The sequence below is a fragment of the Kitasatospora sp. NPDC032121 genome, from assembly GCF_055580145.1.
On sequence record NZ_JBVILX010000002.1, the window covers coordinates 873192 to 898189 of the forward strand.

Consider the following 24998-nt stretch of genomic DNA (forward strand, 5'->3'; position numbering starts at 1 on the left):
CTCGACTTACGAAAGAGGGCTTGACGACCAGTGCTTGACGTCAACTTCTTCGACGAGCTCCGCATCGGCCTGGCCACCGCCGACGACATCCGCCAGTGGTCGCACGGCGAGGTCAAGAAGCCGGAGACCATCAACTACCGCACCCTGAAGCCCGAAAAGGACGGACTCTTCTGCGAGAAGATCTTCGGCCCCACCCGGGACTGGGAGTGCTACTGCGGTAAGTACAAGCGCGTCCGCTTCAAGGGCATCATCTGTGAGCGCTGCGGCGTCGAGGTGACCCGCGCCAAGGTGCGCCGCGAGCGGATGGGCCACATCGAGCTGGCCGCCCCGGTCACCCACATCTGGTACTTCAAGGGCGTGCCGTCCCGTCTGGGCTACCTGCTCGACCTGGCGCCGAAGGACCTCGAGAAGGTCATCTATTTTGCCGCCTACATGATCACCTGGGTCGACGACGAGCGCCGCCAGCGCGACCTGCCGTCCCTGGAGGCGCACGTCTCGGTCGAGCGCCAGCAGATCGAGAACCGTCGCGACTCCGACCTCGAGGCCCGCGCCAAGAAGGCCGAGACCGACCTGGCCGAGCTGGAGGCCGAGGGCGCCAAGGCCGACGTGCGCCGCAAGGTGCGCGAGGGCGCCGAGCGCGAGATGAAGCAGCTGCGCGACCGCGCGCAGCGCGAGCTCGACCGCCTCGACGAGGTGTGGGCCCGCTTCAAGAACCTCAAGGTCCAGGACCTCGAGGGCGACGAGCTGCTCTACCGCGAGCTGCGCGACCGCTTCGGCACCTACTTCTCCGGCTCGATGGGCGCGGCGGCCCTCAAGGACCGCCTCGAGACCTTCGACCTGGCGGAGGAGTCCGAGCGCCTGCGCGAGATCATCCGCACCGGCAAGGGCCAGAAGAAGACCCGTGCGCTCAAGCGCCTCAAGGTCGTCTCCGCGTTCCTGCAGACCACCAACAAGCCCAACGGCATGGTGCTGGACTGCGTCCCGGTCATCCCGCCGGACCTGCGTCCGATGGTGCAGCTGGACGGTGGCCGCTTCGCGACCTCCGACCTGAACGACCTGTACCGCCGCGTCATCAACCGCAACAACCGCCTGAAGCGCCTGCTCGACCTCGGTGCCCCCGAGATCATCGTGAACAACGAGAAGCGCATGCTCCAGGAGGCCGTCGACGCGCTGTTCGACAACGGCCGCCGCGGCCGTCCGGTCACCGGCCCGGGCAACCGCCCGCTGAAGTCCCTCAGCGACATGCTGAAGGGCAAGCAGGGTCGTTTCCGCCAGAACCTGCTCGGCAAGCGAGTCGACTACTCGGCCCGTTCGGTCATCGTCGTCGGCCCGCAGCTCAAGCTGCACCAGTGCGGTCTGCCGAAGGCCATGGCGCTGGAGCTCTTCAAGCCGTTCGTGATGAAGCGCCTGGTCGACCTGAACCACGCGCAGAACATCAAGTCGGCCAAGCGCATGGTCGAGCGCGCCCGTCCGGTCGTGTGGGACGTGCTCGAAGAGGTCATCGCCGAGCACCCGGTCCTGCTGAACCGTGCGCCCACCCTGCACCGCCTCGGCATCCAGGCCTTCGAGCCGCAGCTGGTCGAGGGCAAGGCCATCCAGATCCACCCGCTCGTCTGCACCGCGTTCAACGCGGACTTCGACGGTGACCAGATGGCCGTCCACCTGCCGCTCTCCGCGGAGGCGCAGGCCGAGGCCCGCATCCTGATGCTGTCCTCGAACAACATCCTGAAGCCGGCCGACGGTCGCCCCGTCACCATGCCGACCCAGGACATGGTGCTCGGTCTGTTCTTCCTGACCTCGGACCGCGAGAACGTGAAGGGCGCCGGTCGCACCTTCTCGTCGACCGCCGAGGCGATCATGGCCTTCGACGCCCGGGACCTGGACGTCCAGGCCCCGATCGAGCTGCGCCTGCCGGCCGGCACCGTCCCGCCGCGCGGCTGGACCGCCCCGGTGGACGAGGACGGCCAGTCGACCTGGTTCGACGGCGAGCCCTTCCGCCTGACCACCACCCTGGGCCGCGCGCTCTTCAACGAGCTGCTGCCCGAGGACTACCCGTTCGTCGACTACGAGGTGGGCAAGAAGCAGCTCTCCGCGATCGTCAACGACCTGGCGGAGCGCTACCCCAAGGTCGTCGTCGCGGCGACCCTGGACAACCTGAAGGCGGCCGGCTTCCACTGGTCGACCCGTTCGGGTGTCACCGTCTCGATCTCGGACGTCATCGTCCCGCCGAGCAAGCCCCAGATCCTGGAGGGCTTCGAGGCGAAGGCGGAGAAGGTCCAGAAGCAGTACGAGCGCGGTCTGATCACCAACGACGAGCGCAAGCAGGAGCTCGTCGGCATCTGGACCCAGGCGACCAACGAGGTCGCGGACGCCATGGCCGCGAACTTCCCGAAGACGAACCCCATCTTCATGATGGTCGACTCGGGTGCTCGTGGAAACATGATGCAGATGCGCCAGATCGCCGGTATGCGTGGTCTGGTGTCGAACGCCAAGAACGAGACCATCCCGCGACCCATCAAGGCGTCGTTCCGTGAGGGTCTGTCCGTGCTGGAGTACTTCATCTCCACCCACGGTGCCCGTAAGGGTCTGGCCGACACCGCCCTCCGTACCGCCGACTCCGGTTACCTCACCCGTCGTCTGGTCGACGTCTCCCAGGACGTCATCATTCGCGAGGAGGACTGCGGCACCGAGCGCGGCCTGAAGCTGGCGATCGGCTCCGTGGGTGCGGACGGCGTGCTGCGCAAGGCCGACGACGTCGAGACCAGCGTCTACGCCCGCATGCTCGCCGAGGACATCACGGTGGACGGCAAGCTCCTCGCCACCGCCAACACCGACCTCGGTGACGTCCTGATCGACGAGCTGATCCGCCACGGCATCAGCGAGGTCAAGACCCGCTCGATCCTGACCTGTGAGTCGGCCGTCGGCACCTGCGCCATGTGCTACGGGCGCTCGCTGGCCACCGGCAAGCTGGTCGACATCGGTGAGGCGGTCGGCATCATCGCCGCCCAGTCCATCGGTGAGCCCGGTACCCAGCTGACCATGCGTACCTTCCACACCGGTGGTGTGGCCGGTGACGACATCACCCAGGGTCTGCCCCGTGTCGTCGAGCTCTTCGAGGCCCGTACCCCGAAGGGTGTGGCTCCGATCTCGGAGGCCGCCGGCCGGGTCCGGATCGAGGACACCGAGAAGACCCGCAAGCTGGTCATCACGCCGGACGACGGCAGCGACGAGATCGCCTACCCGGTCTCGAAGCGCGTGAAGCTGCTCGTCAGCGAGGGCGAGGCGGTCGAGGTCGGCCAGAAGCTGACCATGGGTGCCACCAACCCGCACGACGTCCTGCGCATCATGGGCCAGCGTGCCGTCCAGGTCCACCTGGTCGCCGAGGTCCAGAAGGTCTACAACTCGCAGGGTGTGTCGATCCACGACAAGCACATCGAGATCATCATCCGGCAGATGCTCCGCCGCGTGACGATCATCGAGTCGGGCGACGCCGAGCTGCTGCCCGGCGAGCTGGTCGAGCGCGGTCGCTTCGAGCAGGAGAACCGCCGCGTCGTCGCCGAGGGCGGTCACCCCGCCTCCGGCCGTCCGCAGCTGATGGGTATCACCAAGGCCTCGCTGGCCACCGAGTCCTGGCTGTCGGCCGCCTCCTTCCAGGAGACGACCCGGGTCCTCACCGACGCGGCGATCCACGCCAAGTCGGACCCGCTGCTGGGCCTCAAGGAGAACGTCATCCTCGGTAAGCTCATCCCGGCCGGTACGGGTCTGCCCCGCTACCGCAACATCCGGGTCGAGCCGACCGAGGAGGCCAAGGCCGCGATGTACTCGGCCGTCGGCTACGACGACTACGACCTGTCGCCCTTCGGCGCCGGCTCCGGCCAGGCGGTCCCGCTGGACGACTACGACTACGGCCCGTACACCGGCTGAGTCGCGTAGCACCGACCGCAGGGCGGTCACCCCGATCGGGGTGACCGCCCTGCGGCGTTCCGGGGCCGTTTCGGGGCCGTGTGGGCGGCGGACGGAATCCGATTAGGTCATTCGGCCGAAGTCACGTAAGCTCGTGTTCACCGACGCGGGGTGGAGCAGCTCGGTAGCTCGCTGGGCTCATAACCCAGAGGTCGCAGGTTCAAATCCTGTCCCCGCTACTCAGTACGAAGGGCCCGGAGGCATTCAGCCTCCGGGCCCTTCGGCGTTCCCGGGGCGGGCGACTCCGTCGTGCGGGGGAGGGGCGGGAACCGCTCCGGCGGGGGAGGCGGCGGGGGAGGCGGCCGCGGGAGGGTTCTCGGCGTCAGGACGAGGGCTTACGAAGGGGTCGGGGATGAAGCGGGTGCTGGGCGCGGTGGCGATCACGGCGGGGGTCGTGCTGGGGATGCAGGGGTGCCTGCCGTTCGGGGGCGAGGACGAGCACCGGACACTGAGCTACGGGGTGGCGGAGCCGGTCCGGGAACTCGTCGTCGAGGGGATCAACGGCGGCGTGGTGGTGAACGGCGGCGGCGACGGCGTGCACGTGGTCGAGCGGCAGAACTACTCGGGGGACGTACCGAAGAGCAGCCACGAGGTGGTGGACGGCGTGCTGAAGCTGACGTACGACTGCGATCACTGCGGGATCGGCTACACGGTGCAGGTGCCGGCCGGGACCAAGGTGCGGGTCAAGCAGGGCAACGGCGGCGTCAGGCTGTCCGGGCTGGCCGGCGAGGCGGAGGCCGAGGTGACCAACGGCGGCGTCGAGGCCGACGGGCTGCGGTCCCCGAAGGCGCGGCTGACCGCGGTGAACGGCGGGGTGCGGGCCGACTTCGCAGTGGCGCCGTCGACGGTCGAGGCGAGCACCACGAACGGCGGGGTGCGGCTGCGGGTGCCGGCCGGGGAGGCCTACGCGGTGGACGCCCGGGCCTCGGTCGGCGGGGTGGAGGTGGGCATCCCGTCGAAGCCGGGGGCGGAGCGCCGGATCACCGCGCGGGCGGACACCGGCGGTGTGACGGTCACCGGTGCCTGACCGGGCCGTTCCGGAGGTCCTGCCGCTGGGGCATGATCTTCTCCGCGGGGGCGGCGTCCCCGGCTACGGGGGAGGTGCGGTGGTGGAGCGCGCGGCGCGGTGGCGGACGGGGCGGATCCGGCAGGAGTGGGCGACCGGCCCGAGCCCGTACGTCCTGGACACCTTCCTGGCGGTCTGCTCGGCGGTGGTGTCGGTCTGGTCGGTCTACCACGACGACACGGACTGGCCCTGGTGGGTCTACCTGCTGGCGGTGTCCACCGCGCTGTTCCTGCCCTGGCGGCGGCGGATCACGCTGCCCCTCATGGTCGTGGGCAGCGTGCCCGCGGTGCTGGTGACGGTGCTCGCGCACTCGGCGAACCCGCAGCTGCCGCTGTACGCGGTGATCGGGATGTACACCGTGGCGGAGCGCTTCCCGGACTGGCAGCGCTGGCCGGTGCTGGCGTTCGTGGTGGTCGCCAACGTGATCGGCACCCATTCGCCGAACGGCGCGCTGTTCAGCGTGCTCACCTCGGCCGGCTCCTTCGTGTTCGGCTCGCTGGTGCGCGCCCAGCGGCAGTTGGCCCGGGTGCAGGCGGAGCGGGCCCGGGAGGCCGGTGAGCGGGCGGCGAGCGACGCGGCCCGGGCGGTGGCGGAGGAGCGGGCCCGGATCGCCCGGGAGATGCACGACATCCTGGCGCACGCCGTCTCGCTGATGGTGATCCAGGCCGAGGCCGGGCCGGTGGTGGTGCGCAGCGATCCGGACCGGGCGATCCGCGCGTTCGACACCATCGCCGACGCGGGCCGGGACGCGATGGTCCAGCTGCGGCGGGTGCTCGGGGTGCTGAAGGATCCGGAGGCGGGCCGGCAGCTGGCGCCCCAGCCCCGGCTGGCCGAGCTCGCCGGGGTGGCCGATCGGGTGCGCGCGGCGGGACTGCGGGTGGAGCTCGAACTCCCGGCGGAGCAGGACCGGCTGCCGGCCGACGTGGAGGCGGCGGCGTTCCGGATCGTGCAGGAGGCGCTGACCAACACGGTCAAGCACGCCGGGGCGGACCGGGCGGCGATCCGGGTCCGGCGGGCCGGGGAGGTGCTGGAGGTCGTGGTCTCGGACAACGGCCGTGGGGTGCCGGCGCGCGTCGGCCGTACCGTGGTCGGCTGGTCCGGCGGCCGCGGGCTGGTCGGCATCCGGGAGCGGGCGGCGGCCTGCGGCGGGCGGGCCGAGGCCGGGCCGGGCCCGGAGGGCAGGGGTTTCCTGGTGAGCGCCCGGCTGCCGCTGGGCACGGGCGAAGTGGTGGAGGGAGTGGGCGGATGACGCCGATCCGGGTGGTCGTCGCGGACGACCAGGAGCTGGTGCGGGCCGGGTTCGGGATGATCCTGGACGCGCAGCCGGACATCGAGGTGGTGGCGGAGGCCCGCGACGGCGCCGAGGCGGTCGAGGCGGTGCGCGCGCACGGCCCGGACGTGCTGCTGCTGGACGTCCGGATGCCGGTGATGGACGGGCTGGAGGCGGCCCGCCGGGTGTGCGCCGAGTTCCCGGCCACCAAGGTGATCATGCTGACCACCTTCGACATCGACGACTACGTCTTCGACGCGCTGTACGCGGGCGCCAGCGGCTTCCTGCTCAAGGACGTCCGGCGGGACGACCTGGCGCACGGGGTGCGGATGGTCGCCTCGGGGGAGGCGCTGCTCGCGCCCTCGGTGACCAGACGGTTGATCGGCGAGTTCGCGGCCCGTCGGCCGGGGGCACCGGAGCGGGCGGTGCGGCCGCCGTCGCGGCTGCTGGAGCAGCTGACCCTGCGCGAGCAGGAGACGCTGCGGCTGATCGCCCGCGGGCTGTCCAACGCGGAGATCGCGGCCGAGCTGGTGGTCAGCGAGCACACGGTGAAGACGCACGTCAGCAATGTGCTGAGCAAGCTCGGGCTGCGGGACCGGGTGCACGCGGTGGTGTTCGCGTACGAGGCCGGGGCGGTGGTGGCGGGGGAGTCCTGACGGGCTCCCCCGTGCGGGGGAGGCGGCCCTTTCGCCGGTGCGGGCGATCCGGGACGAGGGCGCGGGCGGCCAGGCTCTGCGGTGTCGGAACGGACCACACCACCGGAGGTCAGGATGAACGCCACGTCGGACGCCCGAACCACCCGCCTCGCCCGCCTCACCCCGTACGCCGTCGTCGGCGCCCCCGCGCTGATGGCGCTCTACGGCGGCATCCGGCTGGTGCCGGGCTCCCGGGCGCCGGGCCCCGGCTGGACGGCCGGCCACGCCGCGATGTTCGCCGGGCTGCTGCTGTTCGTCCCGCTCCTGCTCGCCCTGCACCGGCGGCTCGCCCCGCGTGGCACGGCCGGGCGGGTCGGGGCCGGGGCGGCCCTGGGGACGGCCTTCGCGGGGCTGCTCTGCTCGCTGGCGCAGATCGGCATCGACCTGGTCGTCGGGCTGGTGGCGGCGGACAAGGCCGAGCAGTCCCGGCTGTTCGACCGGGTGCAGGGCGTCCCCGGCGTGCTGCCGGTCGTCTACCAGGTCGGGCCGCTGCTCTTCTACGTCGGCCTGCTGGCGCTGCTGACCGCCGCGGCGGCGGGCCGCTCCCGGGCGCTGCGCTGGTGGAGCCCGGCGCTGGTGCTGCTCGGCACCCTGGCCAGCGGCGTCGACCTGGCCCTCGTCCCGCTCGCCGCCGCCTGCTACCTGCTCGCCCTGGCCCCGCTGGCCCGCCCGGCCGCCGCGCCGCGGGCCGCGCTGGCCTGATCCGCGCGCTTCGGCCCGAAACGGCCCCGCCGGATTTTCGGTGGCCGCCGGCGGGCCGTCGGCCGTACCGTCCGGGGTATGAACGCGAAGCGCCCCCTGGTCGCCGTGCTCACCGGCGCGGGCATCTCGACGGACTCCGGCATCCCCGACTACCGCGGCCCGAAGGGGCTGTGGCAGAAGGACCCGTCGGCGCAGGAGCTGGTCACCATCGAGCCGTACCTGGACGATCCGCGGGTGCGCCGGCGGGCTTGGCGGATGCGGCTGGAGACGGCCGCCCCGGCCGCCGAGCCGAACGCCGGGCACCGCGCGCTGGTCGACCTGGAGCGCTCCGGGCTGCCGACTCGGGTGCTCACCCAGAACATCGACGGGCTGCACCAGAAGTCCGGGCTGACCGCCCGCAAGGTGCTGGAGCTGCACGGCAACCTCCGGGAGACGCAGTGCCTGCGCTGCCGGGTGGTCGGTCCGATGGCGGAGGCGCTGGCGCGGGTCGAGGCGGGGGAGCCGGACCCGGAGTGCCGGGAGTGCGGGGGGATCCTCAAGCCGAACATCGTGATGTTCGGCGAGAACCTGGACCCGGAGGTGCTCGGGCAGGCCGACTCGATCGTCCGGGCCTGCGACGTCTTCATCGCGGTCGGCACCAGCCTCCAGGTGTTCCCGGTGGCGGCGCTGCCGTACAACGCGGTGAAGACCGGGGCGAAGCTGATCATCGTGAACGGCGAGCCCACCCCGTACGACGAGGCCGCGGCCGAGGTGATCCGGGAGCCGATCTCGGAGGCGCTGCCGAAGCTGGTGCGCCGACTTGTACGGGAACGGGCCTGATCAGGGGCCGGAAGGTCGTATTCCCGGATGTACCGCGTGCGTACGATGATCGTTCCGGCTTCCCCCTTCTGGCCTGGAGTGATCGACCGATGACGACGACGGCGAAGTTCGACCCCTGGTCGGCGGAGTTCGTGGCCCACCCGTACGACGCGTACGCCGAACTGCGCGAGCACGCGCCGGTGACGTACTTCGAGCCGACGAACCAGTGGCTCGTCTCGCGCTTCGAGGACGTCAGCGCCCTGCTGCGCGACCGGCGACTGGGCCGCACCTACACCCACCGCTTCAGCCACGAGGAGTTCGGCCGCACCGCGCCCGACCCGGCGCACGAGCCCTTCCACACCCTGAACGACCACGGGCTGCTGGACCTCGAAGGGCCGGACCACACCCGGCTGCGCCGGCTGGTCTCCAAGGCCTTCACCCCGCGCATGGTCGAGGGCCTGCGCTCCACCGTGCGCCGGCTGGCCGGGGAACTGGTCGACGAGCTGCTCGCGGCCGGCGGCGGCGACCTGATCGCCGCCGTCGCCGAGCCGCTGCCCGTCGCCGTGATCGCCGAGATGCTCGGCGTGCCGGAGGGCGACCGGCACCTGCTGCGGCCGTGGTCCGCCGACATCACCGGGATGTTCGAGCTCAACCCGAGCGAGGAGGTCGCCCGCCGGGCCGTCACCGCCAGCATCGAGTTCTCCGACTACCTGCGCACCCTGATCCGCGAACGCCGGGCGAACCCGGGGACGGACCTGATCAGCGCGCTCATCCAGGCCCAGGAGGGCTCCGACGCGCTCAGCGAGCAGGAGATGATCTCCACCTGCGTGCTGCTGCTCAACGCCGGCCACGAGGCGACCGTCAACACCACCGGCAACGGCTGGTGGGCGCTGTTCCGCAACCCCGGGGAGCTCGCCCGGCTGCGCGGCTCGGTCGACGAGCTGCTGCCCACCGCCGTCGAGGAGCTGATGCGCTGGGACACCCCGCTGCAGATGTTCGAGCGCTGGGTGCTGGAGGACATCGAGGTCCGCGGCGTCACCATCCCGCGCGGAGCCGAGATCGCCCTGCTCTTCGGCTCCGCCAACCGCGACCCCGAGCGCTTCGCCGACCCGGACCGCCTCGACCTCGGCCGCACCGACAACCCGCACATCACCTTCGGCGCCGGAATCCACTTCTGCCTCGGCGCCCCGCTTGCCAGACTGGAGCTCACCGAGTCCTACGGCACGCTGCTGCGCCGGGCCCCGGGCCTGCGGCTGGTCCGCGAGCCCGAGTGGAACCCGGGCTACGTGATCCGCGGGCTCAAGGAGCTGCTGGTCGAGGTGTGACGGAGGAGGGGGAGCTGCCGTGGGCAAGGCGACGGGGGCGCTGCTGGGTCTGGCGATCGGGGACGCGCTGGGCAAGGAGACCGAGTTCCACGAGGTCGAGGAGATCGCCTGGAACCATCCCGACTGGCGGCGACTCCCGCTGCCCGAGCGGGCGCTGGTCACCGACGACACCCAGATGACACTCGCCCTCGCCCGCGGCCTGCGCACCGCCCTGGAGCGCGGGCCGCTCACCCCGCTGCGGCTGGAGCGGCCGGTCCGCGAGGAGTTCGTCGACTGGTGGCGCTCCCCGCAGAACAACCGCGCCCCCGGCATGACCTGCCTGCGCGCCTGTCAGCGGCTCAGCCACCCCGAGTACCGCTGGCAGCAGGCCAGCGACGTCGGCTCCAAGGGCTGCGGCGCCAACATGCGGGTCGCCCCGGTCGGACTGGTCCGCGGCCTGGACGCCCGGCAGCTCTCCGGCGCCGCCCAGCTGCAGTCCGCGCTCACCCACGGCCACCCGACCGCCCTCGCCGCCGGCGACCTCACCGCGTACGCCGTGCGGCGGCTGGCCGAGGGCGTCCGGCCGGCCGACCTGCCCGCGGCGCTGCGGGCGTACGCGCTGGCGAGCCGGGAGCGCTACGACGAGTTCTGGCTCGGCGACCTCGCCGACCGCTGGCACGACCCCTCCCCGCAGGCCGGCACGGCCCGGGGCTGGGAGGAGTGCCTCACGGTGCTCGACCGACTGGACGCCGCGCTCGCCGCGCCCGACGTCGAGGCCGACCCCTGCCTGGCCACCGGAGAGGGCTGGATCGCCGAGGAGGCCCTCGGCACCGGCCTGCTCTGCTTCCTGCTGCTTCCCGACGACCCGGTGGCGGCCGTCCGCCGGGCCGCGTACTCCAGCGGCGACTCCGACTCGCTGGCCTGCCTGACCGGCGCCTTCGCGGGCGCCCACCACGGCGAGGCGGCCTGGCCGGCCGACTGGGTGGAGCGGATCGAGCACCGGGACGAACTGCTGGAGTTCGGGGCGCTCTGGGACTGATCCGGGGCCCCGCCGGGCGGGGCGGGCCGGGCGGAACCGGTCGGCGGGGCGGCGCGTCGAAGGGCCATGACGAACCGCAGCACCGCACCCCGTCGCACCCTCCGCCGCCCGGCGGCGCTGCTCCTCGCGGCCGCGCTCGCCGCGCCGCTGCTCGCCGGCTGCGGCAGCACCGGAGCCGCCGCGCCCGTGGAGCTCCGGGCGTCCGCGCCCGCGAGCCGACCGGCCGTGGACCCGGCGTCGGTGGCCGCCACCGCGGCGGCCACCGACGCCTTCGGCCTGGACCTCCTGCACGCCCTGACCGCCCAGCCGGACGCCGCCGGGAGCAACCTGGTGGTCTCCCCGTCCGGCCTGGCCACCCTGCTCGCCATGCTGCTGCCCGGCGCCCGCGGCACCACCGCCGGGGAACTCGCCAAGGCCGTGCACACCGGGCTCGACCCGCAGCAGTACGCCTACGCCACCGGCGCGCTGAACCGGCCGGTCCCGGTCACCGGCAAGGTCACACTGCGCCGCAGCGACGACCTCTGGACGCAGCAGGGCCTGGCCGTGGAACCGGACTACCTGGCCACCCTCGCCGCCGCCTTCGACACCGGCGTGCACCAGGCCGACTTCGCCAAGGACCCGGACGGGGCCCGCAGGACCGTCAACGCGGCCGTGGAGAAGGCCACCGACGGCCGGATCAAGGACCTGTTCGGCCGGGACGCGATCACCTCGAACACCCGGCTGGTGCTCACCGACGCGCTGTACCTCAAGGCCGAGTGGGCCTCCGCCTTCAAGCCCTCGCACACCGCCGACCGCCCGTTCCACGAGCTCGACGGCTCCACCCCGGCCGTCCCCACGATGGGCCAGACCGGGGAGTTCAAGTACGCCGACGGCTCCGGCGGGATCGTCGGCGAGCCCTGGCAGGCCGTCGAACTGCCATACGCGGACGGCGGGTTGGCGATGGATCTGATCCTCCCCGGGCAGGGCGGCTTCACCGCCTTCGCCAAGGGCCTGGACCAGCCCCAGCTGGACCGCATCCTCGGCGCGCTCACCGAGCGGCCGGTCGACCTCCGGCTGCCGCGCTTCCACTTCGGCACCTCGAAGGAACTCACCCCCGCGCTGCGCTCGCTCGGGGTGGAGGCGGCCTTCGACCGGGCCGACTTCGGCGGCATCGCCAAGGACCCGCTGGCCGTCGGCACCGTGGTGCAGAAGGCCACCATCGAGGTCGGCGAGCAGGGCACGGTCGCGGCGGCCGGCAGCGGTGCCGGGATCGACGTGGCGGCGGCGCCGAACGTCGAACGGCCGGTCGAGATGCACCTCGACCGGCCGTTCCTGTTCCTGATCCGGGACACCCGGAGCGGGGCGCCGCTGTTCCTCGGCCAGGTCACCGACCCGCAGGCGCCGTAGGGCCCGTCCTCACACTCGCGCCCGCGCTACCAGGCCGGGTAGCGCCCGCCGAGCCCGGGGTGCAGCGGGTCGCGGCTGCCGAACAGCACCAGCAGGTCGTCGGCGACCTGCCGCAGCTCCGCCCGGCCCTCGACCGCCCCGGCCCACTCGGCGGGCAGCGCCGCCGCGCCGTACGCGGCCCCGACCAGGTTGCCGCAGACCGCGCCGGTCGAGTCGCTGTCCCCGGAGTGGTTCACCGACAGCAGCAGCGCGGTGCGCACCGGGTCGGGGTCCAGGGTGGCCGCCAGCAGCGAGTACACCGCGATGGCCAGGCACTCCTCGGCGATCCAGCCGAGCCCGACCCGCTCCACCGTCTCCGCGGCCGGCTCGGCCTCCTGGGCGAGCCGCACCGCCCGGGCCAGCGCCTGGACGGTCTCCTTGGAGCTCGGCAGTTCGCGGATCTGCTCCACCGTCTCGCCGACCGCCGCCCACGGCTCGGTGCCGTCCGCGAGCCGCTCGATGAGCGCCGCGAAGGCGCCCGCCGCGAGGTAGCCGGTCGGGTGGCCGTGGGTGAGCTGGGCGCACTGCACCGCCAGTCCGAAGGACTGCTCGACGCCCAGCCGGGCCAGCCCGAACGGCGCCGAGCGCATCACGGTGCCGCAGCCCTTGGAGCCCGGGTTGATCGGCCCGGTCAGCCCGATCGCCGACGGCGCCTCGAACACCGGGTGCTCGGACACCCCGCTCAGGCAGGCGTTGCCCGGCGCCCGCCGCGCGTACAGGAAGGGCCGGCTCAGCAGCCAGCCGTCGTACGGGTGGGGCTGCGGCTCGGTGTCCGGCGCGCCCTGGTACTGGGTCCGCAGCCAGCGGCGGTAGGCGCCGTGCACGGCCTCCGGCACCGAGCCGCCGCCGCCCGTCCAGCCCCGGACGAAGCCGCGGATCAGACCCTCGGCGGTGAACAGCGTCATCTGGGTGTCGTCGGTCACCTCGACCGGTCCGGGCCCGGCCGGCAGCGCGGTCACGCCCTGCGGCCCGTACCGGTCCTGGATCTGGTGGAGCTGCTGGAACTCCACCGGCCAGCCCAGCGCGTCGCCGATCGCTCCGCCGAGCAGTGCTCCGCGCACCCGGTCCCGGTACCCCGATTCCGCCGCCGGTTCCGTCACGTCGAGTCCCCCTTCGTTCCTGGCGGACTACGTTCTATCAGGTCCCCGGGAAGCGGGGCGGCTCTTGTGGATCTTGCGCGGGTCGGGCCGGGACCGGTGGGGCCGGCCGGGCCCGCCCGGCGCCCTCAGCGGCGGATCGCCCCGGCGCGCCCGTGCAGCGTGGCCCGGTCGGCGGCGGCGCGTCCGGCCGCCCAGCCCACCCCGTCGCTGACCCGCACCCGCTGCGAGACCAGCTTGGGGAACAGCCGGCCGACCTCCTCGTCCACCGCCTCGGAGCGGGCGGCGAGGGCGGGCAGCAGCCGCTCGTCGGGCAGCAGCTGCTCCTCGGTGCCGTCCTCGCGCAGGTGCCGGCCGGCCGCGGCGGCGCTGGTGGCGCGCTCGGTCGCGGCGGTCAGCCGCTCCCGGATCCGCGCCGCGTACGCGACCAGGAAGGACTGCCGGAACGCCTTGCTGCGCGAGTCCCTGCGGGAGCCCGCCTTGTTCATCGCGTGGGTGGCCTGCACCAGCAGCGAGGTGTAGAGCAGCTCGACGCCGTCCAGGTCGCCGTCGAAGCCGACCACGGTGCAGAAGCCGAACTCCTTCGCCCACACCACCCGGCACCGGTTGGCCGCCGCGACCGCGTCCAGCAGCATCGTCTTGGGGCCCTCGTACGGGTTGTCCACCCCGATCCGCAGCGCCGCCGGGGTGTCGCGGTCGGTGCCGTCCACGGCCAGCAGTGCCTCGTCGATGCTGTGCTGGGCCATCAGCTGCTGGGCCTTGGCGGTCAGCGCCTCGGCCTCCTCCGGGTACTCGGTGGACTCGGCCTTGGCCAGCAGCGCCCGGATCCGCGCCAGCATCCGCGGCTCGCCGGCCGCAGGCGCCGAGCGCCGAGGCCGCACGGCCTGCCCGGGGGCGGGCCCCACCGGGGCGATCGGCGGCAGCCGGCCCCAGGTGCGCAGCAGCTCCAGGACGGCGGTGGCGAGCGCGAAGCGGTCCAGCCGGTGCCGGTCGGCGAAGGCGCCGAGGTACTCCTCGTCGCCGGACCACCACACCTCGGCCTCCAGCTCGCGCAGCTGCTCCAGCCAGCGCCGGTCCAGGGCGGCCGCCGGGTGGCGGCGGCCCTCGGCGGCGATCAGGTCCACCGCGAGGGCCAGGTGGACGGGCTTCAGCTCGCGCCGCACCACCCGGACCAGGTCGGCCGGCCGCCACCCGGCGGACCAGCAGCGGCCGACGGCGGTGTCCGCGTGGCCGAGCAGCGCCCGGCCGACCTCGGGCCACTGCCCGGCCGAGGCGGCCAGCAGCGACGCCCCGGTGTCCAGGGCGAGGTCCAGTGCGTCCTCGGGGGCCGTCAGCACCGACCGCACCGCCTGCTCCAGCAGCGGTCCGGCGGTCCCGGCCTGCTGCGCGCGCTCGCCCACGGTCTGTCCCTGCTCTCCTCGACGGTCCGGCCTCCTGCCCATGATGCCGGAGCCGTGGCGGGAACCCGCCGGGGAGCGGGCCGGGCCGGTGCGGCGGCCCGGCTCAGCGCTCGATGGCCTTGGCCAGGATCTCCGGCGTGCGCTCCAGCAGCCGGCTCGCCGCCATCCGCACGCCCAGCGCCGCGACCAGGGCGCCGTACAGCGGGCCGATCAGCAGCACCGGCCAGCTCGGCCCGTCCGAGGCCAGCGCCCAGGCGAGGTAGCCGCCGACCGGCAGCGCCAGCACCGTGACGCCGAACATCGAGCCGAACTGGTTGAGCAGGATCAGCCCGCCCTGCCCGGGGGCGGCGTTGCGCATCGGGTTGCTGTCGGCCGGCATGGTGTACGGCGCCAGCACGCTGAACATCGAGCCCAGCGCGATCCCGCAGCCGAGCAGCGCCAGCGCCAGGCCGAGCGCCGACGGCAGCTCGCCCCACCGGCCGGTGACGGCCGCCAGCACCAGCCCGAGCACCACCGTCACCGGGACGGCGTACGACAGCACCGCGTACGCCCGGCCGCGCAGCTCGGACCGGGCGTCGGCCGGGGTGCGCAGGGTGGCGGCGACCATCCAGAACGCCGAGCCGTCCATGCCGAACAGGTTGAGCATCTGCAGCCCGAGGAACACCCCGGTCATCGCCAGCAGGTACACGCTCGCCCAGCCCTGGACCATCGACAGCACGCAGATCACCAGCGTCATCCCGATGCTGGTGAACAGCGCCGCCTTGGCCCGCGGCTCGCGCCAGGCGTACCGCAGGTGGCGCTGCATCACCGCGCCGGTCCGCCCCTGGGGCAGGAAGCCCCACCCGCGCGCGTTGCGCACCCCGCGGGCCACCTCCAGGGTGGAGGAGTCGGCCGTCACCATCAGCTCCTGGAGGCTCCGCCGCCACCAGCGCAGCAGCAGCGCCAGCAGCGCGGCGGTCGCGGCGAGCTGGAGCAGCGCGAGCCCGTACCGGCCCTCGCCCGCGGTGCGCGGCGCGTCCGCCGCGCTGATCGGCGGGATCCAGCGCAGCACGGAGGCGATCGGCTTCAGCGGGGTGAGGTCGATCGGCCCGCCCCGGCGGCCGAGGATGCTCTGCGAACCGACGTTGGCGACCTGCACCAGCAGCGCGAAGGCCAGCCCGCCGAAGATCGCGAAGTCCTTGCCGCGGCGGCTGGAGAGCATCCGGGCGTTGCCCGCCGCGACCGCCCGGGAGAGCGTGACCAGGCAGAGCGCCGCGAGCGGCACGCCCGCCACCGCGACCGCGGCCGAGGCGCCTCCCGCCGCGCCGGCCAGCACCGCGCCGGTCACCAGCACCAGGGTGATCAGCGGCCCGGGCCCGATCAGGGCGGCCAGCAGCGAGCCGCGCAGCAGCGGGCCGGGCCGCAGCGGCAGCATGGTCAGCCGGGTCGGGTCGGCGCTCTCGTCGCTGGAGAAGAGGAACAGCGGCAGCGCGGCCCAGCCCAGGGTCAGCACGCCGAGCAGCATCACCCCGGCGTCCCCGGAGCCGGCGTACCGCCCGTTCAGCGCGGCCATCGCGACGGCGATGCCGGCCGCGAAGGCCAGGCCCACGACGCCGCCGATCACGTAGACGGTGGTCCGGCCCGGGCTGCGCCGCAGCCCGTTGCGCAGCAGCCGCAGCTTGAGCGCCACCAGGGCACGGACCACCGTCCGCCCGTCCGGCACCGGAGCCGTGACCCCGCCCGTCACCGGTCGACTCCGGCCTGGCCGCCGCCGAGCCAGCCGAGCACCTGCCCGTCGTCCTCGCGCACGCCGATCAGCTCCAGGAAGGCCTCGTGCAGGCTGCGCCCGCCCCGGACGGAGTCCAGCGGGCCCTGGGCGATCACCCGGCCGGCGTTGACCACCGCGACCCAGTCGCAGAGCTGTTCGACCAGCTCCATCACGTGGCTGGAGAACACCACCGTGGAACCGGCCGCCGCGTACCGCTTGAGCACGCCGCGGATGGTCTGGGCGGAAACCGGGTCGACGCCCTCGAAGGGTTCGTCCAGGAACAGCACGTCCGGGTTGTGCAGCAGGGCGGCGGCGAGGCCGATCTTCTTGCGCATGCCGGTGGAGTAGTCGGCGACCAGCTTGTCGGCGTCCCGGCCGAGGTCCAGGACGGCCAGCAGCTCCTCGGCCCGCCGGTCCACCTCGGCGCCGGGCAGGCCGCGCAGCCGCCCGGTGTACTGGAGCAGCTCGCGCCCGCTGAGCCGCTCGAACATCCGCAGGCCCTCGGGCAGGATGCCTATTCGGGCCTTGACCGTGACCGGGTCCGCCCACACGTCGGTGCCGTGGACCAGGACGGTGCCCTGGTCGGGCCGGAGCAGCCCGGTGACCATCGACAGCGTGGTGGTCTTGCCGGCGCCGTTCGGCCCGACCAGGCCGACGAACGCCCCGGCCGGAAGCTCCAGGCTCAGCCCGGCCACGGCTGCCTGGGTGCCGAAGTGCTTCCAGAGCCCCTGGATGCTGACGGCGGACGGGGTTCCCGGCCCGGGGAGGGGGAGGTCGGAGGACGGCGGCGCTGACGCCTGCATGGCGGCCTTCTCTGCTCGTGGTGGGACATCGTCGTGGCTGGAGACCAGCCTGGCACTGCTCGAACGGGCTGTCGCCCGAGTTGAGCATCCCTTGAGACCGTCCGCCGAACGGCCCAGGCGCGCCGCCCCGACGTCCTCTTCCCTGCCACTGGTCCGATTCGGCAACTACCCGGTCCCGTCGTTCGTCCTGCACTATGAGTGAGCAGTGACGTGCGCGGGGGTGCCGCGCTACCGGGAGGTGGCGGATGTCCGTACAACGATGGGGCGAGCCCGGTTCCGGCTATCCGCCCGGCAGGCAGCCGGCGGCGGGCTGGCAGCCGGCGCCCCCGGTGTCCCCGCAGGCCGTGATGCGGGCGGGCCACGCCGACCGGGACCGCACGCTGGACGTCCTCAAGGCCGCGTTCGCCGAGGGACGGCTCACCATCCAGGAGTACGAGCAGCGCCACGAGGCGGCGGCCGGGGCGCAGACCTACGGCCAGCTGGCCGCCCTGGTGGCCGACCTGCCCTCCGGGCCGATGACGGCGCCGCCGATGACCGCGCCGCAGCCGGTCCCGGCGACCTTCCTCCCGCCGCCCCCGCCGCCGCCCCGCCCCACCAATGTGCTCGCGGTCACGTCGTTGGTGCTCAGCCTGGTCTGCGTCTCGCTGCCCGCCGTGGTCACCGGCCACATCGCCCGGTCGCAGATCCGCCAGCGCAACATGGACGGCGACTGGGCGGCCGTCCTCGGCCTGGTCATCGGTTACATGGGCACCGCTTTCTGGACCTTGTTGATCCTGCTGGGTACCGTCTGACCCGCTGGTACCGCCTCCGTCGTCGGTGGACCGCACCGGGCCGGACCGACTCGGCGGGCCTCCACCGGGAGGGTGCCATTAGTCCCTCAGGGCTCGGTTCGGTACGGTCTTCTCGTCCATGGCTGACCGTTGCCTGTTACATCTCGTCGATGCGAGCACCCACCGCGCCCGTCCGTGGGCGCCGCACGCCGAGTTCGGACCGACCCCGAAGGCCCATTTCCAGATGATGATCACTGCCGTCAAGAGCATCGCCGAGCGGCTCGCGTCCTCACCCCGGCGGCTGTGGGCGGTCGCGTTCGCGATCCTCTTCGCGCTGAGCGCCTCCTGGTCGCTGACGACTCCGATCGGCGGTGCGCCCGACGAACCCGCGCACATCATCCGGGCGGGCGCGGTCGCCCGGGGCCAGATCAACGGCGAGGAGGTCATGACCCCGCACACGGTCGGCGGGATCCAGGGCTACTGGGCCGAGAGCGGGGTGGTGCTCCCGCGGATCTACGAGGACCTCGCGGAGACCCACTGGTGCTACGCCTTCAAGTCCTGGCAGTCGGCCGACTGCGCGCCCCCGCTCAAGCAGCGCTCGGGGACCGCGGAGGTGACCACCTCGGCGGGTCGCTACCACCCGGCGTACTACTTCGCCGTCGGCTGGCCCAGCCTGCTGCTCCCGGGCAAGACGGCCTTCTACCTGATGCGCCTGATCTCGGCCGCGATCTGCTCCGCCCTGGTGGCGAGCGCGGTGGTCTCGGCGGCCGAGTGGCGCCGGCGGTCCCTCAGCATCCTCGGCGTGGTGGCGGCCACCACCCCGATGTCGCTGTTCATGTTCGGCGTGGTCAACCCGAGCGGCCCGGAGATCGCCGCGGGCATCCTGGTCTGGAGCGCCGCCGTGGCGCTGCTGATGAACCCGGACCCGCAGCTCCTGAGCCGCCGCGTCGCCCGGCTCGGCATCGGCGCGGTGGTGCTGATCAGCATCCGGCCGTTGGGCCTGATCTGGCTCAGCGGGGCGGTCTTCTTCGCCCTGCTGCTCGGGCGCAGGGGCGTGCTGGGCGACATCCTGCGCCATCGGGCGACCTGGGCCTGGGGCGCCGTGGCCGCGGTCTCGGCCGGCGTGGCCCTCGTCTGGTCCTCGACCCATCCGGACAACTCGACCATCAACGCCCCGAGCAACTTCACCCCGCTGTCCGCGGCCCGTCAGACCTTCGACAACGGTCTGCTGTACATGAAGCAGATGATCGGCTACTTCGGCTGGCTGGACGCCGAGCCCCCGGCCGCGACGTTGCTGCTGTGGTGCGCCGTGGCGATCGCCCTGGTGCTGCTGGCGCTCTGCTACGCGCGGCTCAGGGACACCCTGGCCGTCCTGGGGATCCTGGTCGGGATCGAGGCCATACCCCTGGTGGCCCAGGCCATGCAGGCGGAGAAGGTCGGCATGATCTGGCAGGGCCGCTACCTGCTGCCGTTCGCCGTCGGGTTGCCGATCGTGTGCGCCGCGATCTGCCACGAGCGGCTGCCGCGGGGCGGTTTCGCCTGGCGCCGGCTGATGGTGCTCTGCTCCCTCGCGCTGGCCCTGGCCGACTTCGCGGGGTTCATCTGGGCGCTGCGCCGCAACACGGTCGGTACCGGCGGTTCGTTCTTCATCAGCCCGGCCCACTGGTCGCCGCCGTTCGTGGGCTGGCAGCCCTGGGTGCTGGTGTACGGGGCGGGCGTGCTGGCGCTGGGGCTGCTCGTCGCCCTGTCGGACCGGAAGGGGACGGACCGGCCGCAGGACGAGTCGGCGTCGGCCGGGACGTCCGGGGGCGGTGCCGACGACGGGAGCACCCCGCTCGCCGCCGCCCGCGCGGAGGCGTAGGGTTTCGCCCTGCGGGGGGCTCTCGGCCGTGATATGGGCGGCACCGGCGCCGGTTCCCGTCCCGTTTCGAGGCCAGGCCCCGCGACCTGCGGCGTTGCATTTGTTTTGACCGCGCCCGATGCGCTAGGTACGCTCTGACCTTGTGCCTGGGGTGTCCCCGGGTCCTTGTGCGTGCATGCACACCGGTCGCCGCGCCGAGCCGGAGCGCCTCCCAGCGCGCCGCGCGTAGAGCGCCGTCGCTGTACATCAGCCATGGGATTCCGTGTCGTAACAAGCCCAACACACCCGACCGCGTGGGTCGACCACGGGGCCGGGTGCGAGGGAGACACCGCAGGTTAGTTTCACCAAGCCTTGGCACACAGAAAACGGAGAAACGGTGCCTACGATCCAGCAGCTGGTCCGAAAGGGCCGGCAGGACAAGGTCGAGAAGAACAAGACTCCCGCGCTGAAGGGCTCCCCGCAGCGCCGTGGGGTCTGCACGCGTGTGTACACGACCACCCCGAAGAAGCCGAACTCGGCTCTCCGCAAGGTCGCCCGTGTGCGCCTCACCAGCGGGATCGAGGTCACCGCTTACATCCCGGGCGAGGGCCACAACCTGCAGGAGCACTCCATCGTGCTGGTGCGCGGTGGTCGTGTGAAGGACCTTCCTGGTGTCCGCTACAAGATCATCCGCGGTTCGCTCGACACCCAGGGTGTCAAGAACCGCAAGCAGGCTCGCAGCCGCTACGGCGCCAAGAAGGAGAAGTAAGAATGCCTCGTAAGGGCCCCGCCCCGAAGCGCCCGGTCATCATCGACCCGGTTTACGGCTCCCCGGTCGTCACCCAGCTAGTCAACAAGATCCTGCTGCACGGCAAGCGCTCCACCGCCGAGCGGATCGTCTACGGCGCCCTCGAGGGCGTCCGTGAGAAGACCGGCTCGGACCCGGTCGTGACGCTGAAGCGCGCGCTGGAGAACGTCAAGCCGGCCCTCGAGGTCAAGTCCCGCCGTGTCGGTGGCGCGACCTACCAGGTTCCGGTCGAGGTCCGTCCGGGCCGCGCCAGCACCCTGGCGCTGCGCTGGATGGTCGGTTACTCCCGCGCCCGTCGCGAGAAGACCATGACCGAGCGCCTGATGAACGAGATCCTCGACGCCAGCAACGGCCTGGGCGCTTCCGTGAAGCGTCGCGAGGACACCCACAAGATGGCCGAGTCCAACAAGGCCTTCGCGCACTACCGCTGGTAGTCCGTACCCCGTCACTAGACAGAGAGAGAACGAGCCACCATGGCTGCAACCTCCCTTGACCTCGCCAGGGTCCGCAACATCGGGATCATGGCGCACATCGACGCGGGCAAGACCACCACCACCGAGCGGATCCTGTTCTACACCGGTGTCTCGTACAAGATCGGTGAGGTCCACGATGGCGCTGCCACCATGGACTGGATGGAGCAGGAGCAGGAGCGCGGCATCACGATCACGTCGGCCGCGACGACCTGTCACTGGACGGTCGACGACGTCGACAACACGATCAACATCATCGACACCCCGGGTCACGTCGACTTCACCGTCGAGGTGGAGCGTTCGCTGCGCGTCCTCGACGGTGCCGTGACGGTGTTCGACGGTGTCGCCGGTGTCGAGCCCCAGTCCGAGACCGTGTGGCGGCAGGCTGACCGCTACGGCGTCCCGCGCATCTGCTTCATCAACAAGCTGGACCGCACGGGCGCGAACTTCTTCTTCTGCGTGCAGACCATCGTGGACCGCCTCGGCGCCACCCCGCTGGTCATGCAGCTCCCGATCGGTGCCGAGTCGGACTTCCAGGGCGTTGTCGACCTGGTCCGCATGAAGGCGCTGGTCTGGTCCGCCGAGGCCGCCAAGGGCGAGATGTACGACATCGTCGACATCCCGGCCGACCTGCAGGAGCAGGCCGACGAGTACCGCGAGGCGCTCATCGACACGGTCTCGAACGTCAGCGACGAGATCATGGAGCTCGCCCTCGAGGGCGAGGAGATCCCGGTCGAGCTGCTGCAGGCCGCGATCCGCAAGGGCACCCTGAACTCGGACTTCACCCCGATCTTCTGCGGTACCGCCTTCAAGAACAAGGGCGTCCAGCCCCTGCTCGACGCGGTCGTCAAGTACCTGCCGTCCCCGCTGGACATCGAGTCCATCGAGGGCACCAAGCCGGGCGACGACACCGTCAAGATCTCCCGCAAGGCCTCGGACGACGAGCCGCTCGCCGCGCTCGCGTTCAAGATCATGTCGGACCCGCACCTCGGCAAGCTCACCTTCGTCCGGGTCTACTCGGGCCGCCTGGAGTCCGGCACCTCGGTGCTGAACGCCGTCAAGGGCAAGAAGGAGCGCATCGGCAAGATCTACCGCATGCACGCGAACAAGCGTGAGGAGATCGAGTCGGTGGGCGCCGGCGACATCATCGCCGTCATGGGCCTGAAGCAGACCACCACCGGTGAGACGCTGTCCGACGAGAAGAACCCGGTCATCCTGGAGTCCATGGACTTCCCGGCCCCGGTCATCCGCGTCGCGATCGAGCCCAAGTCCAAGGGTGACCAGGAGAAGCTGGGTGTCGCCATCCAGCGTCTCGCCGAGGAGGACCCGTCCTTCCAGGTCAACACGGACGAGGAGACCGGCCAGACCATCATCGCGGGTATGGGCGAGCTGCACCTCGAGGTGCTGGTCGACCGTATGCGCCGTGAGTTCAAGGTCGAGGCCAACGTCGGCAAGCCGCAGGTCGCGTACCGCGAGACCATCCGCCAGGCGGTCGAGCGCATCGACTACACCCACAAGAAGCAGACCGGTGGTTCCGGTCAGTTCGCCAAGGTGCAGATCGCGATCGAGCCGCTCGAGCAGGCCGAGGGCTACGAGTTCGTCAACAAGGTCACCGGTGGCCGCGTCCCCCGGGAGTACATCCCGTCGGTCGACGCCGGTTGCCAGGAGGCCATGGAGTTCGGCATCCTCGCCGGCTACCCGCTGCAGGGTGTCCGCGTGAGCCTGCTCGACGGCCAGGCCCACGACGTCGACTCCTCCGAGCTCGCGTTCAAGATCGCCGGTTCGATGGCCTTCAAGGAAGGCGCGAAGAAGGCCAAGCCGGTCCTTCTCGAGCCGATGATGGCCGTCGAGGTCACCACGCCCGAGGACTACATGGGCGACGTGATCGGCGACATCAACTCTCGTCGTGGCCAGATCCGGTCCATGGACGAGCGTCACGGTGCCCGCGTCGTCTCGGCGCTGGTGCCCCTCTCCGAGATGTTCGGCTACGTCGGTGACCTGCGCAGCAAGACCTCTGGTCGCGCGAGCTACTCGATGCAGTTCGACTCGTACGCCGAGGTTCCGAAGAACGTGGCGGACGACATCATCGCCAAGGCCAAGGGCGAGTGACGTCCCGATAATCGGGACGATTACGAAGCCTTAGGCTATTAGGAGGCAATCCGGGAGGATCCGGTCGGATCCTCCCGGGGCCTCCGGCCCCCCCAGCAGCGGGACGGCACGGGATGTCCTCCGGACAACCCGCACCAAAACCGATTTCAGACCAACTGGCGTCAGCACGGCGTACAGGAACTGTCCTCAGGAGGACTCAGTGGCGAAGGCGAAGTTCGAGCGGACGAAGCCCCACGTCAACATCGGCACCATCGGTCACATCGACCACGGCAAGACCACGCTGACCGCGGCCATCACCAAGGTGCTGCACGACGCGTACCCGGAGATCAACCCCTTCACGCCGTTCGACCAGATCGACAAGGCCCCGGAGGAGCGTCAGCGCGGTATCACCATCTCGATCGCGCACGTCGAGTACCAGACCGAGGCGCGCCACTACGCCCACGTCGACTGCCCGGGTCACGCCGACTACATCAAGAACATGATCACCGGTGCCGCCCAGATGGACGGCGCCATCCTCGTGGTCGCCGCCACCGACGGCCCGATGCCGCAGACCAAGGAGCACGTCCTCCTGGCCCGCCAGGTCGGCGTTCCGTACATCGTCGTCGCCCTGAACAAGGCCGACATGGTGGACGACGAGGAGATCCTGGAGCTCGTCGAGCTCGAGGTCCGCGAGCTGCTCTCCGAGTACGAGTTCCCGGGCGACGACCTGCCGGTCGTCCGCGTCTCCGCGCTGAAGGCGCTGGAGGGCGACAAGGAGTGGGGCGAGAAGCTCCTCGGCCTGATGCACGCCGTCGACGAGGCCATCCCGACCCCGGCCCGCGCCGTGGACCAGCCGTTCCTGATGCCGATCGAGGACGTCTTCACGATCACCGGTCGTGGCACCGTCGTCACCGGTCGTATCGAGCGCGGTATCCTCAAGGTCAACGAGACTGTCGACATCATCGGCATCAAGGAGACCAAGACCACCACCACGGTCACCGGCATCGAGATGTTCCGCAAGCTGCTCGACGAGGGCCAGGCCGGTGAGAACGTCGGTCTGCTGCTCCGTGGCATCAAGCGCGAGGACGTCGAGCGCGGCCAGGTCATCATCAAGCCGGGTTCGGTTACCCCGCACACCGACTTCGAGGCCCAGGCCTACATCCTGTCGAAGGACGAGGGTGGCCGCCACACCCCGTTCTTCAACAACTACCGCCCGCAGTTCTACTTCCGCACCACGGACGTGACCGGCGTCGTGACCCTCCCCGAGGGCACCGAGATGGTCATGCCGGGCGACAACACCGCCATGACCGTCGCGCTGATCCAGCCCGTCGCCATGGAGGAGGGCCTGAAGTTCGCCATCCGTGAGGGTGGCCGCACCGTCGGCGCCGGCCAGGTCACCAAGATCGTCAAGTAATCTGACGCTCTGACCTGCCTGCCTCGTACAGGCTCGGTCCGAAGGGCCCCGCGCACTCCGAGTGAGCGGGGCCCTTCGGCGTGTCGGGATATCGAATCGACGGCGATCAGGTAACAGGTCCGTTGAGAGTGGGATCAGAGCAGACTGCTATCCTGCCGCTCATTGGCTCTCCCTCGCCGCCGTCCGCGATGCTCCGGGTGCGGAGGGAGAAGGTTCCGGCCGGTGGGGTCGACTCGGCGGTCCATGCCTCCCAACCGCTTTCGGATCACATGGGGACAGGCGAAGAAGGATGCTCAACG

The 24998-nt window shown here is 71.7% G+C and carries 19 protein-coding genes and 1 tRNA gene; 16 read left to right on the forward strand and 4 right to left on the reverse strand.

Annotated elements, in window-relative coordinates:
- The first annotated feature begins 30 nt into the window (after positions 1-30).
- The 10 genes from ACZ5OX_RS09825 to ACZ5OX_RS09870 all read left to right on the forward strand — a co-directional run bounded on the left by ACZ5OX_RS09825 (position 31) and on the right by ACZ5OX_RS09870 (position 12223).
- Complete coding sequence (locus tag ACZ5OX_RS09825; protein WP_465629441.1) at positions 31-3924, forward strand: DNA-directed RNA polymerase subunit beta'; 3894 nt, start codon at positions 31-33, stop codon at positions 3922-3924.
- A 144-nt stretch (positions 3925-4068) separates the two neighbouring features.
- Positions 4069-4142, forward strand: a tRNA-Met gene (locus tag ACZ5OX_RS09830).
- Positions 4143-4315: 173 nt separating this feature from the next.
- Positions 4316-4990 (forward strand): DUF4097 family beta strand repeat-containing protein, encoded by a 675-nt coding sequence (locus ACZ5OX_RS09835; protein ID WP_465629442.1) that lies wholly within the window; start codon positions 4316-4318, stop codon positions 4988-4990.
- A 79-nt stretch (positions 4991-5069) separates the two neighbouring features.
- Positions 5070-6278, forward strand: a complete 1209-nt coding sequence (locus tag ACZ5OX_RS09840; RefSeq protein ID WP_465629443.1) for a sensor histidine kinase — start codon at positions 5070-5072, stop codon at positions 6276-6278.
- Positions 6275-6955: a response regulator gene (locus tag ACZ5OX_RS09845; RefSeq protein WP_392867426.1), complete on the forward strand. Its 681-nt coding sequence runs from the start codon at positions 6275-6277 to the stop codon at positions 6953-6955. The genes ACZ5OX_RS09840 and ACZ5OX_RS09845 overlap by 4 nt, the downstream gene beginning before the upstream one ends.
- Before the next feature lie 114 nt (positions 6956-7069).
- Entirely contained in the window at positions 7070-7696 is a 627-nt protein-coding gene (locus ACZ5OX_RS09850) for a hypothetical protein (protein WP_465629444.1), read from the forward strand.
- A gap of 78 nt (positions 7697-7774) precedes the next feature.
- On the forward strand, positions 7775-8515 hold the full coding sequence (locus ACZ5OX_RS09855; protein ID WP_465629445.1) for an SIR2 family NAD-dependent protein deacylase: 741 nt from the start codon (positions 7775-7777) through the stop codon (positions 8513-8515).
- Positions 8516-8604: 89 nt separating this feature from the next.
- Positions 8605-9819 (forward strand): cytochrome P450, encoded by a 1215-nt coding sequence (locus tag ACZ5OX_RS09860; protein ID WP_465629446.1) that lies wholly within the window; start codon positions 8605-8607, stop codon positions 9817-9819.
- 19 nt (positions 9820-9838) lie between these two features.
- Entirely contained in the window at positions 9839-10837 is a 999-nt protein-coding gene (locus ACZ5OX_RS09865; RefSeq protein ID WP_465629447.1) for an ADP-ribosylglycohydrolase family protein, read from the forward strand.
- Positions 10838-10903: 66 nt separating this feature from the next.
- The gene (locus tag ACZ5OX_RS09870) at positions 10904-12223 is read left to right on the forward strand and encodes a serpin family protein (RefSeq protein WP_465629448.1); all 1320 of its coding nucleotides are present in this window, start codon (positions 10904-10906) and stop codon (positions 12221-12223) included.
- Between the two features lie 26 nt (positions 12224-12249).
- Here ACZ5OX_RS09870 and ACZ5OX_RS09875 read toward each other — a convergent pair whose 3' ends face one another.
- The 4 genes from ACZ5OX_RS09875 to ACZ5OX_RS09890 all read right to left on the reverse strand — a co-directional run bounded on the left by ACZ5OX_RS09875 (position 12250) and on the right by ACZ5OX_RS09890 (position 17309).
- The gene (locus ACZ5OX_RS09875; RefSeq protein WP_465629449.1) at positions 12250-13362 is read right to left on the reverse strand and encodes an ADP-ribosylglycohydrolase family protein; all 1113 of its coding nucleotides are present in this window, start codon (positions 13360-13362) and stop codon (positions 12250-12252) included.
- A gap of 125 nt (positions 13363-13487) precedes the next feature.
- A complete protein-coding gene (locus ACZ5OX_RS09880; RefSeq protein ID WP_465629450.1) occupies positions 13488-14759 on the reverse strand; it encodes a DUF2786 domain-containing protein in 1272 nt (423 codons plus the stop codon).
- Positions 14760-14862: 103 nt separating this feature from the next.
- On the reverse strand, positions 14863-16485 hold the full coding sequence (locus tag ACZ5OX_RS09885) for a transporter (RefSeq protein ID WP_465629452.1): 1623 nt from the start codon (positions 16483-16485) through the stop codon (positions 14863-14865).
- Positions 16482-17309 (reverse strand): ABC transporter ATP-binding protein, encoded by an 828-nt coding sequence (locus tag ACZ5OX_RS09890; protein WP_465629453.1) that lies wholly within the window; start codon positions 17307-17309, stop codon positions 16482-16484. Before ACZ5OX_RS09890 ends, ACZ5OX_RS09885 begins: the two co-directional genes overlap by 4 nt.
- Positions 17310-17554: 245 nt before the next feature.
- Here ACZ5OX_RS09890 and ACZ5OX_RS09895 point away from each other — a divergent pair, with 245 nt between their 5' ends.
- The 6 genes from ACZ5OX_RS09895 (at position 17555) to tuf (ending at position 24699) form a co-directional block, all read left to right on the forward strand.
- Positions 17555-18100: a DUF1707 and DUF4190 domain-containing protein gene (locus ACZ5OX_RS09895; protein ID WP_449809699.1), complete on the forward strand. Its 546-nt coding sequence runs from the start codon at positions 17555-17557 to the stop codon at positions 18098-18100.
- A 223-nt stretch (positions 18101-18323) separates the two neighbouring features.
- A complete protein-coding gene (locus ACZ5OX_RS09900; protein ID WP_465629454.1) occupies positions 18324-19940 on the forward strand; it encodes a DUF2142 domain-containing protein in 1617 nt (538 codons plus the stop codon).
- A gap of 376 nt (positions 19941-20316) precedes the next feature.
- A complete protein-coding gene (gene rpsL, locus ACZ5OX_RS09905; protein WP_014144289.1) occupies positions 20317-20688 on the forward strand; it encodes a 30S ribosomal protein S12 in 372 nt (123 codons plus the stop codon).
- A gap of 2 nt (positions 20689-20690) precedes the next feature.
- The gene (rpsG, locus tag ACZ5OX_RS09910; RefSeq protein WP_030055803.1) at positions 20691-21161 is read left to right on the forward strand and encodes a 30S ribosomal protein S7; all 471 of its coding nucleotides are present in this window, start codon (positions 20691-20693) and stop codon (positions 21159-21161) included.
- Positions 21162-21200: 39 nt separating this feature from the next.
- On the forward strand, positions 21201-23306 hold the full coding sequence (gene fusA, locus ACZ5OX_RS09915) for an elongation factor G (protein ID WP_449788168.1): 2106 nt from the start codon (positions 21201-21203) through the stop codon (positions 23304-23306).
- Between the two features lie 199 nt (positions 23307-23505).
- A complete protein-coding gene (gene tuf, locus ACZ5OX_RS09920; RefSeq protein ID WP_355253441.1) occupies positions 23506-24699 on the forward strand; it encodes an elongation factor Tu in 1194 nt (397 codons plus the stop codon).
- The last annotated feature ends 299 nt before the right edge of the window (positions 24700-24998 follow it).